The sequence below is a fragment of the Bacteroidia bacterium genome, from assembly GCA_020852255.1.
Lineage (GTDB): Bacteria > Bacteroidota > Bacteroidia > JADZBD01 > JADZBD01 > JADZBD01.
Genome location: JADZBD010000016.1, coordinates 81383 through 97745 on the forward strand (window position 1 = coordinate 81383; position 16363 = coordinate 97745).

The 16363-nt window shown below is 47.2% G+C and carries 13 protein-coding genes; 10 read left to right on the forward strand and 3 right to left on the reverse strand.

Features of this window, described 5'->3' with window-relative positions; all coding sequences use genetic code 11:
* The first annotated feature begins 200 nt into the window (after window positions 1-200).
* Both IT233_08935 and IT233_08940 read left to right on the forward strand, forming a co-directional pair.
* A complete protein-coding gene (locus IT233_08935; GenBank protein MCC7302755.1) occupies window positions 201-623 on the forward strand; it encodes a hypothetical protein in 423 nt (140 codons plus the stop codon).
* Window positions 620-2239 (forward strand): hypothetical protein, encoded by a 1620-nt coding sequence (locus tag IT233_08940; GenBank protein ID MCC7302756.1) that lies wholly within the window; start codon window positions 620-622, stop codon window positions 2237-2239. The genes IT233_08935 and IT233_08940 overlap by 4 nt, the downstream gene beginning before the upstream one ends.
* On the opposite strand, the gene fahA is transcribed toward IT233_08940, so the two are convergent.
* Window positions 2240-3520, reverse strand: a complete 1281-nt coding sequence (fahA, locus tag IT233_08945) for a fumarylacetoacetase (protein MCC7302757.1) — start codon at window positions 3518-3520, stop codon at window positions 2240-2242.
* Window positions 3521-3629: 109 nt separating this feature from the next.
* Between fahA and IT233_08950 the strand changes: the two genes are divergently transcribed.
* The 6 genes from IT233_08950 to IT233_08975 are packed head-to-tail and all read left to right on the forward strand — an operon-like array spanning window position 3630 to window position 11761.
* Window positions 3630-4037: a hypothetical protein gene (locus tag IT233_08950; GenBank protein ID MCC7302758.1), complete on the forward strand. Its 408-nt coding sequence runs from the start codon at window positions 3630-3632 to the stop codon at window positions 4035-4037.
* Between the two features lie 28 nt (window positions 4038-4065).
* The gene (locus tag IT233_08955; protein ID MCC7302759.1) at window positions 4066-5949 is read left to right on the forward strand and encodes a sulfatase-like hydrolase/transferase; all 1884 of its coding nucleotides are present in this window, start codon (window positions 4066-4068) and stop codon (window positions 5947-5949) included.
* Window positions 5946-6815 carry a diacylglycerol kinase family lipid kinase gene (locus IT233_08960; GenBank protein ID MCC7302760.1) on the forward strand — a complete coding sequence of 290 codons (870 nt, stop codon included), beginning with the start codon at window positions 5946-5948 and terminating at the stop codon, window positions 6813-6815. The genes IT233_08955 and IT233_08960 overlap by 4 nt, the downstream gene beginning before the upstream one ends.
* Window positions 6816-6825: 10 nt before the next feature.
* Complete coding sequence (locus IT233_08965) at window positions 6826-9723, forward strand: glycosyl hydrolase (protein ID MCC7302761.1); 2898 nt, start codon at window positions 6826-6828, stop codon at window positions 9721-9723.
* Window positions 9724-9754: 31 nt separating this feature from the next.
* Window positions 9755-11314 carry a peptide MFS transporter gene (locus IT233_08970; protein ID MCC7302762.1) on the forward strand — a complete coding sequence of 520 codons (1560 nt, stop codon included), beginning with the start codon at window positions 9755-9757 and terminating at the stop codon, window positions 11312-11314.
* Window positions 11315-11761: a hypothetical protein gene (locus IT233_08975; protein ID MCC7302763.1), complete on the forward strand. Its 447-nt coding sequence runs from the start codon at window positions 11315-11317 to the stop codon at window positions 11759-11761. It abuts the gene before it with no gap.
* Window positions 11762-11766: 5 nt separating this feature from the next.
* Here the strand turns inward: IT233_08975 and IT233_08980 are convergent, their stop codons facing one another.
* On the reverse strand, window positions 11767-12555 hold the full coding sequence (locus tag IT233_08980; GenBank protein MCC7302764.1) for a diaminopimelate epimerase: 789 nt from the start codon (window positions 12553-12555) through the stop codon (window positions 11767-11769).
* 39 nt (window positions 12556-12594) lie between these two features.
* The gene (gene glmM / locus IT233_08985) at window positions 12595-14004 is read right to left on the reverse strand and encodes a phosphoglucosamine mutase (GenBank protein ID MCC7302765.1); all 1410 of its coding nucleotides are present in this window, start codon (window positions 14002-14004) and stop codon (window positions 12595-12597) included.
* Window positions 14005-14147: 143 nt separating this feature from the next.
* Between glmM and IT233_08990 the strand changes: the two genes are divergently transcribed.
* On the forward strand, window positions 14148-15551 hold the full coding sequence (locus IT233_08990; protein MCC7302766.1) for a tetratricopeptide repeat protein: 1404 nt from the start codon (window positions 14148-14150) through the stop codon (window positions 15549-15551).
* A 4-nt stretch (window positions 15552-15555) separates the two neighbouring features.
* Complete coding sequence (locus IT233_08995) at window positions 15556-16335, forward strand: phosphosulfolactate synthase (protein MCC7302767.1); 780 nt, start codon at window positions 15556-15558, stop codon at window positions 16333-16335.
* Window positions 16336-16363 lie beyond the last annotated feature (28 nt).

The window sequence follows — 16363 nt, forward strand, 5'->3', positions numbered from 1 at the left end:
CCGGTTTATGGGTGTTTGCCTTTATAACCCGGAAATCGCCGAAAGTTACATCCTGGTAGAAATTTCAGGAAATATCGGCCTCTGTGATAAAATAGTCTCCCTTCATGAGGCTAAATTTGTTCAAAACCGTTTTACAATATACTGATTTTAAATTATTTGCATATTCCGAATGCAATCTCTAACTTCGTACAAGTCTGAACATGAAAGTACTTCGTATATCCCTTCTTACCCTTGTTTCAGGTACCCTCGGTTTTGTGGGCGGCTACATGTTGTTTGGCCGCTACGGAGATGATATGATACCATTGGAGCAGATTTTTTTCGGCGACCAGGTGCATGACGGCATCCTTAATTCTGTTTTGTTCCTAAAGCCGAAAATAGTTGGGACAGCCCTATTCATGGCTTTTGCGGGCTGTGTGATTGCAATCCTTCTTGAAGTACGCGGAACACCACAAGCGAAGGGAGGGAACCGGTTGAAGAATGATACCGGGTTTTATGAATGCCGCTGGTGTGGATTCAAGTCGCGGCAGAGGGCCTCGTTTTGCGAGGCCTGCGGTCATGATGAGAACGGTCTTACGCGGGATGATTACAGGCAGAAAGCATTCCAAAAAAGAAAAGGGACATGAGCCAGGAGAATACACGTAAACCCAAGGAGAAGAGTACCGCGGTCTTTGATCTGATCAAATCCCTTACAGGTTCAGAGAAACGTTATTTCAAAATATTTGCGCAGCGGCATGTGATAGGAAGCGAAAACAACTATCTGCGATTATTTGATGCCATTGAAGCGCAGGACATCTACGATGAGGATGATCTGCTTGAGAAATTCAGGAAAGAGAAGTTTGCCAAACAGCTTCACCGGATCAAAAACTATCTCTATGACCTGGTGATGAAGAGCCTTTGTGAATTTCACAAGGCGAAGAGTATCAGTTCTGAAGTGCGGCAGAAACTGGAGATGATCGAGATTCTCTATGCCAAAGGGCTGATTTCACATGCACATAAGCTGTTACAGACCACCTTTGAGCTCGCGGATGTGTATGAGCAATACCAATACGTGCCTGAACTGCGGGATCTGGAACGCAAAATTCTGAATTCCCAGTTTTATGCAGGGAAATCGGAGGCAGATCTTGAAAAGATGCACGCTGCGTATCGTGAAAGCCTGGATGTACTTACCGAGATCAACAACAACTGGCTTCGGGCGATGCGGCTGATGCTGTTTCTTAACGCGCAGGGTCCGGCCCGCAGCAAGGAAGAATTGCGTACGATTGAATCTGCGTTTGAGGAGAACAAACCGGAACTATGCAACGTAAAATCTTTTGAGGCCTGCAATTATTATTATTTCAATTATGGAATGTATTACCGGTTGGCCGGCAACGAGGCAAAAGCGTATGAATATGCCTTGAAGCATCTCAGGTGGTACGAAGAGCACAGCTTTTTCATTCGCGAGCGCTTGCGAAGCTACCTGTCTCTTCTTTACAACTTTCTGGGAATTTCACTCAGTCTGAACCGCCTTGACGGTGTTTTCGGAGAAGTGATGCAAAAACTGGAGCAGCTACCGGTGGAATACGCCGGATCACCACAGAACAATAACTTTCTACAGCAAATGCACTTCAATGCCATCAATACCATCAAGCTTTCATATATTATCGCTACAGGAAAAATAGAAGAAGGGCTGCTTTTAATACCGCGCATCGCGGAAGAAATGAAGAATCTGCAGGAGAAAACCGAGCCGATTATTGAATACAACTTTTACTTCTCTTTCGCGCGCATTTATTTTACTGCCGGTAATTTTCCCAAAGCAAATGAGAATCTGAACCGGATCATCAATTCCGGGAAGGTGCAGCGAACGGACATTTACTGCTTTTCCAAAATCATGAGTCTCCTTATCCATTATGAAATGGGCAAAATGGATCTGCTGGAATATTCAGTGGTAAGCACCTATCGCTATCTTTTAAAACGAAACAGGCTGTATAAGGTGGAAAATCATATCCTGGATTTCATCCGGAAAAAAGCGCCCCATATGGATTCAGAGAAGAAAAAACTGGACGCTTTCAGCGAATTAAAGGATCAGCTGATCTGCACTACAAAGGATGATGCTTTTGAAAAACGTGCGCTGGAATATTTTGACCTGATTTCCTGGCTGGAAAGCAAGATCTCCGGTCGCAGATTTCAGGACATTATCGCCGAAAAGATCCGGCAACCGGAATATCGTCCCAACATTCTTAATGATTTTGTGAATGTGTGATCATTTTGCAGGCAGTACTTTGGCCCTGCACTCACCGAATCCAATGCGAACCCCTTCCTTTTCTGACCACCCGCGCATGATCACAGTGTCCTGATCCAGGATAAACTTTCTTTCGCTTCCATCGCTCATTGTCACCGGCCTGGTTCCCCGCCAGGTGATCTCCAGCATTGACCCGAATGAACCGGAAGCCGGACCGGAGATGGTGCCTGAAGCCATAATATCTCCTACCCTTACGCTGCAGCCATTCACCGTGTGATGCGCCAATTGCTGCTCCATCGTCCAGTAAAGATATTTATAATTACTCAGACAGACCCGGGTTTCCTTCTGCTTTTCGGGTTTTATACACACTTCCAGATTAATGTCAATATTCTTATCCCCTTCGTATCGAAGGTAAGGGAGAACTTCAGGCTCCTGTTTAAATCCGGTACAGCGAAAACTCTCCAGCGCGTCCAGCGTCACAACCCATGGAGATATTGTGCTGGCAAAATTTTTCGCCAGAAAGGGTCCCAGCGGAACATACTCCCAGGTTTGAATATCTCTTGCGCTCCAGTCGTTAAAAAGCATCATTCCGAAAATATACTCCTCCGCAGATGCTGTAGTAATGCACTCGCCCTGTGCTGTTTCCTTTCCGACCACAAAAGCCGTTTCCAGCTCAAAATCCAGCATCAGAGTCGGACCAAAAACAGGAGGCTCGTTTTCTTTTGGATGCGTTTGCCCCTTGGGTCTGTAAAAACTATGTCCGCTGGCATAAATAGTACTCACTCTCCCGTGATACCCTACAGGGAGATGCTTCCAGTTTGGGAGCAATGCCTTTTCCGGATCCCTGAACATCATTCCCACATTCGTAGCGTGATGTATGCTGGAATAAAAATCCGTATAGTCCCCGATTTCTACCGGCAGAAGCAATTCTACCTCAGACACACGGTGCATCACCCGGTTTCTATTCATGATGTCGTCACGCAGTAAAGGATTATCATGGCGAAATAACTCTGACAACTTCTCACGCACTTTACGGGTTGTGCTTTTTCCCAAAGAGATGAAAGCATTAAGGGACTTCCGGCGAAAAACATTTTCCTTCAAACCACAGTCCCGAAGAAAACCGTTTTCGTACATAGAGGAAAGATCGATCACATGCTCTCCTATAATTGTTGCTACCAGAGGCAAGGAATTGTCGCGCCGGTAAACGCCGAACGGAATATTCTGGATGGGAAAATCGGAGCCTGCCTTTACTTCGATCCATGATTTTAAGGAAGGATTATTTGCTTTACTTATCTCGCTCATAATGATAAAAGTAGGAAAACCCTCAAAACAATTTACATTATCCCATAGATTGCTCACAAACTGTTGAAAACGCGGAGCAGAATCTGTGAACAAATAAGTACATTTGAGCATGGCCGGCCGGATTCTTGTCCTCTGCTTTTTGCTTTTTAATACCCTCGCATTCGCATCACTCCGTGATTCCACCTATACCATCATCAACGGAGAAAAGGTATACAAGCGCGTTCAGTTTAAACCTGAATATCCCGGTGGTATGGATTCCCTGCTTGCATTTCTTGACCGGCATCTTGTTATCCCTCCGGGGACTGTGGGGGCCACTGTAACAGCGGTTTTTATCATTGATAGTCACGGAAAGATCCGTTCGATCCACATTGAGAACAGCACCGACCAAAGATACAGTGATGAGGCTGCCCGTGTGCTGGGAATCATGCCTCTGTGGAAGCCCGCTTCCCACCTGGGGAAAAAGGTAAGTTGTTTCTTTACCATGCCCATCACTTTTGAAAAGCGCACGGGGCATTAAGGTCCCCGGCAATGATTAACTTTACCCTGTGAAAGTCCACCTCACCTGGCTGTACGGAGCCCTGAAGCGGCTCGGAGTGCTGATTTTGCTTTACTCCCTCTGTCGTTTATTGTTCCTGCTGGTCAATTACTCCTTCTTCAGAGGCATCTCCGCTTCTGACTACTTTTCCGTTTTCGGAGCCGGCTTTCTTTTTGACCTTTCGGCCATCGTGATGATCAACAGCCTTTACCTGGCAGGAGTACTTTTGCCTTCTCCAATAAGAACCAATAAAACGTATAAAAAAATCCTGCGGTGGCTGTACATTCTTCCCAATAGTTTTTTTCTTCTCTTCAATGTGATGGATGCCGGTTATTACCCTTTTACGCTTCACCGTAGTACGATGGAGATTATTACCTTCGCTACCGGCAAGGTAGATTTCCTGACACTTCTGCCCTCTTTAATTGCCGGATACTGGTTCCTTCCTCTCCTCTGGATCCTGATGGTCTGGGTGCTGTCATTCACCGACCGGAAAATTATTTTTCTTCCCTCCGCTTCGCTTCCATCATCACGATACCGGCTGATCCATTTCGCACTATTTATCGTTTTTTCCTCCATGGCACTGCTTGCCTACCGGGGAGGTTTTCGTCTTCGTCCGCTACATATGGTAGATGCAGCGGCCTTCTCCGACGCACGTTACTCCGTTCTTGTATTGAACACTCCTTTTAATATGATCAAAAGTGCAGAAACCGGGAGCCTGGCAGAGGTGAATTATATGAGCGGGGAAGAAGAACGCAAACATTTTAACCCGGTTCATCCGGGTGATACGGGTGCTATCCTGCGCAGAAATGTGATCATTTTTATACTGGAGAGTTTTTCAAAAGAATATACCCGGGCCGGAGGCCGAACTTCTTTCACCCCGTTCCTTGATTCTCTGTCGGAGCAAGGCCTTTACTGCTTAAACGGTTTCGCTAACGGTAAACGCTCCATCGAGGCACTACCCGCTGTCACCGCCTCCATCCCGACGCTTATGAATGAACCATTCATTACGTCTGTTTATGGAACGAATGCAGTGGAGGGGCTTCCGGTAATTCTGAAAAAATACGGATATACCACTTCCTTCTTTCATGGTGCCACTAACGGAAGCATGGGTTTTGACAGTTATGCTGCCATGGCAGGCTTCGACCGATACTACGGGCGTACAGAATATGCCGGTGAACAGGATGCCGACGGACACTGGGGCATCTGGGATGGTCCCTTCCTCCGGCGCTTTGCAGAGGAACTGGATAAACAAAAAGAGCCATTCCTTTCTACCTTGTTTACTCTCAGCTCTCATCACCCTTACCGGGTGCCTGAAGGAATGGAGCATTCTTATCCGGAAGGGAAATATCCTATTCTCCGTACGATCCGTTACACAGATGATCAGTTGCGGAGATTTTTTACTGAAAACAAAGAAAAGAACTGGTTCAGAAACAGCGTGTTTGTTTTTGTTGCTGATCATACCGGTGTCAGCGACGATCCGTACTATATGCATAGATTAGGCCAACATTCCATTCCAATATTATTTTACTCTCCTTCCGATACACTGAAGGCAAAGGTTACCCGTATTTCGCAGCAGGCAGATATTATGCCGACCCTGCTTGACCTGCTCAACATTCCCGACTCTTATTACGGCTATGGTCAATCTCTCCTGAAGCCTGTAAGCGGATATGCGGTCTTTCACATCAGCAATGAATATTACCTGGTCAGCGATTCACTGATCCTTTCCTTTAACGGCGAGCAGGTAACCACCGTTCACAATTACCGGCGCGACTCCCTGCTTCAGGGCAACCTGGTATCCCATGAAAGCATGTACCGGAAGGAACTAACCCTTCTGAAAGCACTGATTCAGCGCTATAACCGGGATATGATCCGGAACAAACTTCGCCCCGGATGAAGCGCGAAATACTCTTTATCATCAACCCGGTGTCAGGGGTGGGAAGACAAAAAAAGGTGGAGAAGCTCATTGAAAGCTGTCTCGACCGTACCCGTTTTGAAGCCACAGTTAAGTATACGGAACACCGGGGGCATGCCACCCAGATCGCAAGGGAAGCCGCAGAAAGAAAAGTTTCTTTAGTAGTGGCGGTGGGAGGTGACGGATCTGTAAATGAAACCGGGCAGTCGCTTATTGGCAGTGCAAGTACGCTGGCAATACTGCCCGCCGGATCAGGAAACGGACTCGCAAGGCATCTGGGAATTCCAATGGATATTGAAAAAGCTCTTGCCCGTATTCAGTCAGGTATTGTAAAACGTATTGACACTGCCACCCTGAACGAAAAAATCTACCTGGGAATGGCAGGTGTGGGTTTTGACGCGCACATCGGATGGGAATTCGCCCGCTTCGGAAAACGGGGGTTTTCCTCCTACATCAAAGTCTTTCTCCGGGAGTTTCCAAAATACCAGGCGAGAACATACGAGATCATTGTAGACGGAAAATCGTATCACAGGACGGCGCTGCTTATCAGTGTTGCCAACGGATCTCAATACGGAAATAACGCGAGCATCGCTCCGTCAGCTGATATCACCGATGGTCAGCTGGATGTGTGCATACTTCGCTCGTTTCCTGTGTATACGGCACCACTGCTTGCCTACCGGCTTTTCAACAAAAGCCTGAACAAAAGCAAATACCTTGAAATCATCCGGGGCCGGGAAATACGTATCCTTCAAAAGGACCGCACCGCCCACATTGACGGAGAGCCATTGGAAGCAGGCCAGCACCTTCTTTTCAAAATTGTACCTTCGAGTCTGAATGTGATCTGTTAATCCTCTATCTATGAAACACATTATCCTTATCATAACCAGCTTCCTCATTACGATTCATTTGCCTGCACAGAATCCTGTTTCTCCAACTTCGTCTAAAGAACGTCAGGAAGGTTGGCTGAGAAAAAAACAACTGGCGGAAAATACATTGCTGGGAAATATTCCGCTTAAAAACATTGGCCCCACGATTATGAGCGGACGCGTAACAGATATTGACGTAAATCCCGATGATCCAACTCATTTCTATGTGGCGTACGCCTCCGGTGGGTTGTGGAAGACAGAAAATAACGGCACCTCATTTCATCCGGTCTTCGACCATGAATTGGTGATCACAATTGGAGATATAGCTGTTGACTGGAAGCACGGTGAAGTAATCTGGGTTGGAACAGGAGAATGCAATTCCTCCCGTTCGTCTTATTCCGGTATGGGTGTTTTTGTAAGCCGTGACAAAGGGAAAACCTGGACTTCGGCCGGACTGGAAGAAACACATCACATCAGCAGAATAATTACAGACCCGGATGATCCCAACAGCGTTTATGTTGCTGCGGTCGGGCATCTGTATTCCCCAAACACGGAACGCGGTGTATTTAAAACAACCGATGGAGGAAAAACCTGGAAAAAGACCCTGTATATTGATGATAATACCGGCGCGATCGATCTTGTTTTACAACCCGGCAATTCCAAAATTATCTACGCCTCCTCCTGGCAGCGGACGCGCCGGGCCTGGAATTTTGAGGAAAGCGGAAAAGGCTCTGGCATCTGGCGGAGCTCCGACGGAGGACAGACCTGGAAAAAGGTCAGCGGAGGGAATTCGGGATTCCCTGATGGAGATGGTGTTGGAAGGATCGGGCTGGCGGCCACCTCCGGCGGCATCGTATATGCTTTTCTGGATAACCAGTTCCAGAGTCCTCCGAAGGAAAAAGGTAAAGAAGAAAAAATAACCCGTGATCTCCTCCGCACGATTACAGCGGCGGATTTCGAAAAACTAAGTAACGATGATCTGGAGAAGTTCCTTCGTGAAAACGATTTTCCCGAGAAACACAAAGCAAAAAGCGTAAAAGAATCCGTTCGTAACGGGAAACTGAAACCTATTGCCCTTGTGGAATACCTGGAAGATGCGAATTCCCTTTTATTCAATACGAAAATCACCGGCGCGGAACTTTACCGGTCGGATGACGGTGGGCAAAGCTGGAAAAAAACACATAACGGTGCTCTGGATGGAATGTACTATACGTACGGCTATTATTTCGGTAACATCCGCGTAGCAGACACTGATCCTGAAAAAGTGTATCTCGTGGGCTTTGTGATCCTGTATTCAAAGGACGGGGGAAAGACCTTTACCTCGCTGAACCGCGACAATACCCATGTGGATTATCATGCACTTGAACTGGACCCGAAAAAAACAGGGCACCTGATCTGCGGCAACGATGGAGGGGTAAATATTTCATATGATAACGGAGAAACCTGGATTAAATGCAATTCGCCGGCTGTTGGCCAGTTTTACTCCGTCAATTACGACTTTAATACACCTTATAATGTGTATGGCGGACTGCAGGACAACGGGGTGTGGTACGGCCCTTCCACTTACAAATACAGTCCTGCATGGCATCAGGAAGGTGAATATCCTTACAAATCGCTGATGGGAGGAGATGGAATGCAGGTGATGACAGATCCCCGCAACAACAATACAGTGTACACCGGATACCAGTTCGGTAATTATTTCCGCATTGATAAAACAACCCGCGATGCCGTATACATAACTCCCGTACATGAACTGGGTGAGCGACCATACAGATGGAACTGGGAATCGCCCATCTGGCTGAGTGTGCATAATCCGGATATCCTTTATATGGGCTCTAACCGTTTTCACCGCTCTTTTAACCAGGGAAAGGACTTTCAGACGCTAAGCCCTGACCTCACGGCAGGAGGAAAAAAAGGAGATGTGAGTTTCGGTACACTCACCACCTTGCATGAGTCGCCGCTCAGATTTGGTCTGATCTACACCGGCAGTGATGACGGACTTGTGCATGTGAGCAAAGACGGAGGATATACCTGGACAAGAATAGTTAACGGTTTGCCTGCCAATATGTGGGTAAGCCAGGTATGGGCTTCGTCTCACAAGGAATCACGTGTTTATTGCTCGCTGAGCGGTTACCGGTGGGATCATTTCGTACCATATGTATATGTTTCGGAGGACTACGGAACAACATGGAAGCGACTGGGCGCCGGTTTACCCGCGGAGCCGGTAAACGTGGTAAAAGACGATCCGGCGAATGAAAAAATCATTTATATCGGCACCGATAACGGCTTCTATGTATCTCTCGACGGTGGCAATGTTTTCATGAGCATGATGAACGGCCTTCCTCATGTGGCAGTTCATGACCTCGCAATCCATCCTGTAGCGAAGGAGGTGATCCTCGCAACCCACGGGCGCTCACTCTATACCGCAGATGTAAGCATCCTTCAGCAACTGAACGATTCCCTCATGGCTCTCCCGCTCCGGATTTTCAGCATAGCCGGCACGCGCTGGCGCCCGCAATGGGGAAAAATTCCTAATGTTTATGACACCCCGGACACACCACTGGTACACATCCCCTTCTGGAGTAAAGAAAAAACCACTGTAAACTGGGAAATCTTCGCAGACAGCATTACACGCATTTCAGGCAGCACACAAACCTGCGCGAGAGGTATCAATTACATTACATACGATCTCACATTTCCCGAGTCATCCAAAGAAATATATATTTCCTGGCTGATGAAAAAATCAAAAAACGGAACCGCACCGGAAAAATCAGAAAACGGAAAATGGTACCTCCGTCCCGGGCGTTACACGCTTGTGATCACTGATGTAGTGAGCGGCAAGAGCACGACCAGCATCTTTGAGATTACCGACGTGCGGAAAAAAGAATAAATCGTATCTTCACCCACCCAAACAGAGCATTATGAGCGTACTAGATCAACCGGATGTTCAACCCACTCCCCGGGGTGAAATCACCTGGAAGCACAATATTATAGGGCATCCTTCCGGTCTCTTTCTGCTGTTCTTTACAGAGATGTGGGAACGTTTCAGCTACTACGGAATGCGTGCGCTGCTCGTATTGTTTCTCGTTTCGGAAGCCGCCAGTGGCGGTTGGGCATGGACAAGGGAGGAGGCGCTTCAGCTCTATGCCTTTTATACAGGCCTGGTTTATATTACGCCCATTATCGGAGGTTTGCTCGCAGACAAACTGCTTGGATACCGCAAAGCGGTTCTGCTGGGTGCCATTCTAATGACACTGGGCCACGGCTCCATGGCTCTCGAAACACCCCTCTTCTTTTATCTCGGTCTGGTTCTGCTGATCCTTGGTAACGGAGCTTTCAAACCGAACATTTCCTCTATTGTGGGAAATCTTTATTCTCCTCAAAGTGCAAAAAAGGATGCGGCGTATACCATCTTCTATATGGGCATCAATGCCGGCGCATTCCTTGGAATTGGTCTGTGCGGCTATATTGGAGAAAAGGTCGGATGGAGTTACGGTTTCGGACTCGCCGGCATATTCATGTTCCTTGGTCTACTGATGTTTCATTTCGGTCAGAAGATCTTCGGAAATATCGGACTTGAACCCAAAAAAGCACCGAAAGAGTCGGCCGCCGCCGAAAGCATCCCAAAAAATGTGGAAAGAGACCGCCTCATCGTAATCGGAGTGTTTTCCTTTTTCACCATCTTCTTCTGGATGGCATTTGAGCAGGCAGGCGGGAGTATGACCATCTTTGCCAAAGATTACACAGATAATGTTCTCACCGGAACGCAGGCAGACACCTTTAAGATCATTAACACGTTGCTCACCATTGTACCCCTCGGAATTGTCACCTGGGTACTCATTATGCTGGCGAAATCCATTGTGCGCGATTACCCGATCGCCGTAATCTGCATCACGATCAGCTTCATTATCATATGGGGTATCGCCATCTGGATGCTCAAGCGCGAATTCCAGGCGGATGTTGCCTCCATCCAGGCTTCGTGGTACGGGATCCTGAATTCCTTTTTTATCATCGCATGTGCTCCACTCTTTTCAAAAATATGGGAGAGCAGGATTAATCCTTCCGGCCCGGTAAAATTCGGACTGGGCCTGATACTGCTTGGTCTTGGATTTGCGGTGCTGGCTTATGGAGGAAAATCGATTCCCCAGGGTGCTCCCACAGCAGCTGTGAGTATGATCTGGCTTATTCTAGCGTACTTTCTGCATACACTGGGAGAATTATGCGTTTCTCCGGTTGGCCTTTCCTACGTGAGCAAACTAGCGCCCGCCCGGCTCGTAGGTATGATGTTCGGCATTTGGTTCCTTGCCACCTTCATCGCCAATACACTGGCAGGATTAACAGGTAGTCTGATTGACAAAATATCACAGTCGTACTCCATTTCTGTCTTCTTTATGATCTTCGCCGTTATTCCGATCGGATCCGGACTGGTCATGATTATGCTGAATAGTGTGCTCTCCAAGAAAATGCACGGCATCAAATAGATGCTTTATCATCCATTTGACACCAATAAATACGAATGCGGGTCAGTCATTGATCTGGGTTCTCATATTTTTACAGACGAGGAAATCATTGACTTTGCACGGCGATTTGATCCTCTCCCCTTTCATACCAGCAAGGAAGCGGCAGCTGAGAGTATCTTCAAGGGACTGATCAGCAGCGGCCCGCATCCCTTTAATCATTTCCACACCAGAAAATGGCTGCCGTTATTCGGCAAAACTGTTCTTTGCGGACTGGAAGTGAGTCACTGGAAATTTCTGAAACCCACGTACGCCGGAGATCAGATCTTCTGTAAGGCCAGCATAGAAGAATTGAGAGTAAATCCGGGAAAAAATCATGCGGTGATCAGCTGGCACTATGCGATGAGCAATAAAAACGGGGAAATGGTGCAGTCATTGCTTAGTAAAATCATGCATTATTACAGAAAATAGGGATTTCAGACCTCAATTACGCCCTCGAATACCATCTCGGCCGGACCTTCCAGCCTGATCTCGCGGTAGCCGTCTTCGTCTTTTTTGAACCGAACTTTTAGCTCTCCGCCGGGCGTTTTAACAACGCAGTGCCCGGAAGAAGAAGCAAGACCAAGGCGGTGAGCCACCAGCGCACATGCGGTAACACCGGTTCCGCAGGAAAGTGTTTCGTTCTCCACTCCCCGCTCGTACGTACGCACATACAACACATTCTGCCTATTTTCAGAAACTGCTTCAATAAAATTCACATTTATTCCGTCCTTAATGAACCGTTCACTGTTCCGGATGGCACGTCCTTCGGCAACCACCGGAAACTGCGGCAATCCATGTACTTGCTTCACATAATGAGGTGAACCAGTATTGAGTATCCACGCACCCTCAGATTGTTCCATATGCAGAACGTCCATCATGTCGAGGCTGATAATGCCACCGTCCGTTCGTGCATTATGCGGGCCGTCCGTTGTAAGAAACAGTGCCTCTCCGCGTATGATTCCCATTTTTAAGGCGAACGCTGTGATGCAACGGCTCCCGTTACCGCAGAGACTCTGCGATCCATCGCTGTTAAAATAAATCATCTCAAAATCAAAACCCTGCTTTTCCTGCAACAGCATCAGTCCATCCGCGCCAATCCCGAACTTACGGTCACATAATCTTATTACCAGCTCCTTATTCTTTGGATCAAATAATCCCTTCCGATTATCAATAACGATAAAATCATTTCCGGTGCCCTGGTATTTATAAAACGGGAGTTTCACGCCCTAAAGATACACTATGCTGAGAAACACTTTAGGCCCTCAGCCAACTTTCTGCCGCTTGATCAGCTCCCGGATATCCGACATTATTTTACGGGCAAGATTATCGGCAGTGGTTTCCGAAGCGCTTTCGGAATAGATACGGATAATAGGTTCTGTATTGCTTCGTCGCAGATGAACCCATTCCTTGTCAAACTCAATTTTTACACCATCAGCGGTATTGATGGGTTGCTTTTTGTACTTCTCCTTCACCCCTTCTACAAGTTCTCCAACATCAATATCACTTGTCAGTTCGATCTTGTTTTTGGAGATATGATAATCCGGAAAGGTTGCACGCAGCATGGAAATGCTTTTGCCGAACCGCGCCAGTTGGGACAGAAAGAGGGCGATTCCGACAAGTGCATCACGACCATAATGCAGTTCAGGGTAAATGATTCCTCCGTTGCCTTCTCCACCGATCACGGCATTCGTAGCCTTCATCATCTCCACTACATTCACCTCCCCTACGGCAGAAGCTGAATAACTGCCTCCGTGCTTCTCGGTAACATCGCGGAGAGCACGTGTGGAACTCAGGTTCGATACCGTATTCCCCGCCTTTTTGGAATTGGTGAGAACATAATCCGCTACTGCCACCAGGGTGTACTCCTCGCCGAACATCTCGCCATCCTCACAGACCAGCGCCAGCCGGTCCACGTCAGGATCTACCACAATACCTAGGTGGGCCTTATTTTTTACAACTGCCTTGCTGATATCCCGGAGATTTTCAGGCAGGGGTTCCGGGTTATGAGCAAAATCACCTGTAGGTTCACCAAACAGAACCAGCACATCCTCCACTCCCAGTGCTTTGAGCAGGCGGGGCACCGCGATGCCGCCGGTGGAATTCACAGCGTCCACCACAATTCTGAATTTTTTTTCCTTAATCGCCTTGATATCCACCAGCTTCAGAGAAGTGATCATGCCGATATGCTTGTCTATCCACTCACTGTCGTTGCTGATCTTTCCCAGCGACTGCAGTTCCGCAAAGTCGAAATCTCCCTTCTCCGCGATCTTCAGGAGGTCATTCCCCTCCTTTTCCGAAATAAATTCCCCGGATTTATTAAGTAGTTTGAGGGCATTCCACTGTCTTGGATTGTGAGAGGCGGTAATAATAATCCCCCCCTCCGCCTTTTCAGCCGGCACAGCCAGCTCTACGGTTGGAGTGGTAGAAAGCCCCAGGTCTATGACATCAATTCCCATCCCGCTGAGCGTGTGAACGACGAGGGCTGAAACCATTGGTCCTGAAATCCGGGCATCCCTTCCAAGCACTACCCTGATTTTTTTTGCTTTGGTATTCTTTTTGAGCCAGGAACCATAGGCCGCGGCAAAACGTACAATATCAACGGGGGAAAGGCCTTCTCCGGCTTTGCCTCCGATGGTACCACGAATTCCCGAAATCGATTTAATAAGTGTCACTGCTCCTTTTTGAGGGAGACAAATATAGAGAGTAGAAAGTTGGAATGCGTTCGGTTTTTTTAACAATAAAGTGTTCCTAAAAAAATGAGTGTGACCGGGTTCCGTATCATTTATTGTTAACTTTGTTAAGCAAAAGAGTGCACATGAAGGAAGGAAATGCGACCCCTCATCATAATAAACCGGAACTTATTCAGCGTTTTGAAGCGATGCTGGGCTCCGGTGTGCTATATTACTTTGAATCACAGGATTACGAGGAAATCATAGAGTATTATTTTGAGCAGAATGATCCCCCTAAGGCGATGAAAGCCATTGACTTAGGGCTGAAACAGTTCCCGTTCTCCCAGGCATTCAATATAAAGAAGGCCCAATTACTCTCACTGCAGAACCGAACTCAGGAGGCACTGAACCTGATTGGGAAGGTGGAAATGATGGAAGGCCATTCTCACGAACTGCTCCTAACCAAAGGCGGAATTTACAGCCAGATGGGGCTTTCGGATCAGGCCATCCAATGCTATAAAGAAGCGGCCAAGATATCCTCCGATGATATCGCAGAAGTATTCCTGTATATCGCCTATGAGTTTGAATCCCTCGGCTCCTACGCCGATGCCATTTTCTACCTGAAGAAATCCCTGACCAGGGAGCCTTCATCCGATACGGCTCTCTATGAGATATCCTACTGCTTTGATACGTCAGAGCGCTCTGAAGATGCAGTAAAGTACTTTATCGCATTTACCGACGAACATCCCTATAGTCAGGTAGCATGGTTTTGCCTGGGTGTTTCTTATGCGCGGCTCGGTCTCTTTGAGAAGGCCATTGATGCATACGAGTATGCCATTGCTATTGATGAAAATTTTTCAAGTGCCTATTTCAACAAAGCCAATTCATTAGCCAACCTGAGTCACTACGACGATGCGATCAGGGTTTATAAAGAGGTACTGGAACGTGAGAATCCTGAAGTACTCACCTACTATTATCTGGGCGAGTGCTACGAGAAAAAAGAAGACTACCAGCAAGCCCTTATTCATTATAAAAAGGCAACCACACTGGATCCGGACCTGCCGGACGCCTGGATGGGAATGGGCGTTGTACTTGATCAGTTAGGCCGGCTTCAGGAGGGGATTCACTATATGAAAAAAGCCATCCATCTTTCTCCGCAAGTGGGAGATTACTGGCACATTTTCGGGGAAGTACAAATGCGGCTTGGATTTCAGGAAGAAGCGGAAGGAGCATTCAAGAAGGTGATAGATTTAGATCCTGAAAACACGGAGGTGTGGATGGATTATGCTGATCTGATGTTTGAACAAAAAATGGATGAAGATGCCATCGGTATTCTGTCTGAAGGAATTAAACATCATCCCGATAATGCTGAACTGCAGTACCGGATGGCGGCCTGCCTTATGAATCTGGGGGAGCGACAGGAAGGAATGAAATTCCTGCAAAACGGCTTGTCCCTGGATTACGATAAACACGCTGAACTTTTTGAATACTTTCCCCAACTGCGTGAAAACTCCGCGGTACTTGAAGTGATTGAATCGCATCGGAAATAAAATGATTGATTTTAAGTTAAAGAACATTCCCAAACGATCCGTTAAACCCCGTAAAGAGGGTGTTACGATGGTGATGGACAAGGGAGCGAGCCTGCGTCAGGCGGAAAGTTTCATAGAGAGCTCAGCTGATCTTGTGGATCTCGTGAAACTGGGATTCGGCACTTCCTTCCTTACCAAAAATCTCGCGGAAAAGATAAAACTCTATCATGACGCGGGTCTGAAAGTTTATCTTGGCGGCACCTTATTTGAAGCGTATGTGATCCGAGGACAGTTCGATGAGTATCAGCGGTTGCTTGACCGGTTGAAACTGGAAGCAGCTGAGGTGAGCGACGGATCTATCAATATTCCTCATGAGCAGAAGTGTGAGTTCATCCGGATCCTTTCTAAAAACCGTACGGTACTTTCGGAGGTCGGCTCCAAAGAAGAGGGAATGATCATCCACCCAGGTAAATGGACTACGATGATGAAAACCGAACTGGAAGCAGGCAGCTGGAAGGTAATTGCCGAAGCCAGGGAAGGCGGGAATGTGGGAATCTTTCATCGCGATGGGTCCACGCACTGGGTTCTCATCAACAAAATCACCGCCAAGGTTAAAGCGGAAAATATTATTTGGGAAACACCCCAGAAAAATCAGCAAATCTGGTTCATTAAACACTTTGGAAGCAATGTTAATCTGGGTAATATTGCCTATGATGACGTTATTCCGGTGGAAACACTCCGCCTTGGGCTTCGCGGCGACACCTTTTTTCATTTCCTGCCTAAGGAGCTGAAACCTAAGGATTGAACAGCTTACCGTATTATTTGCTATTTTC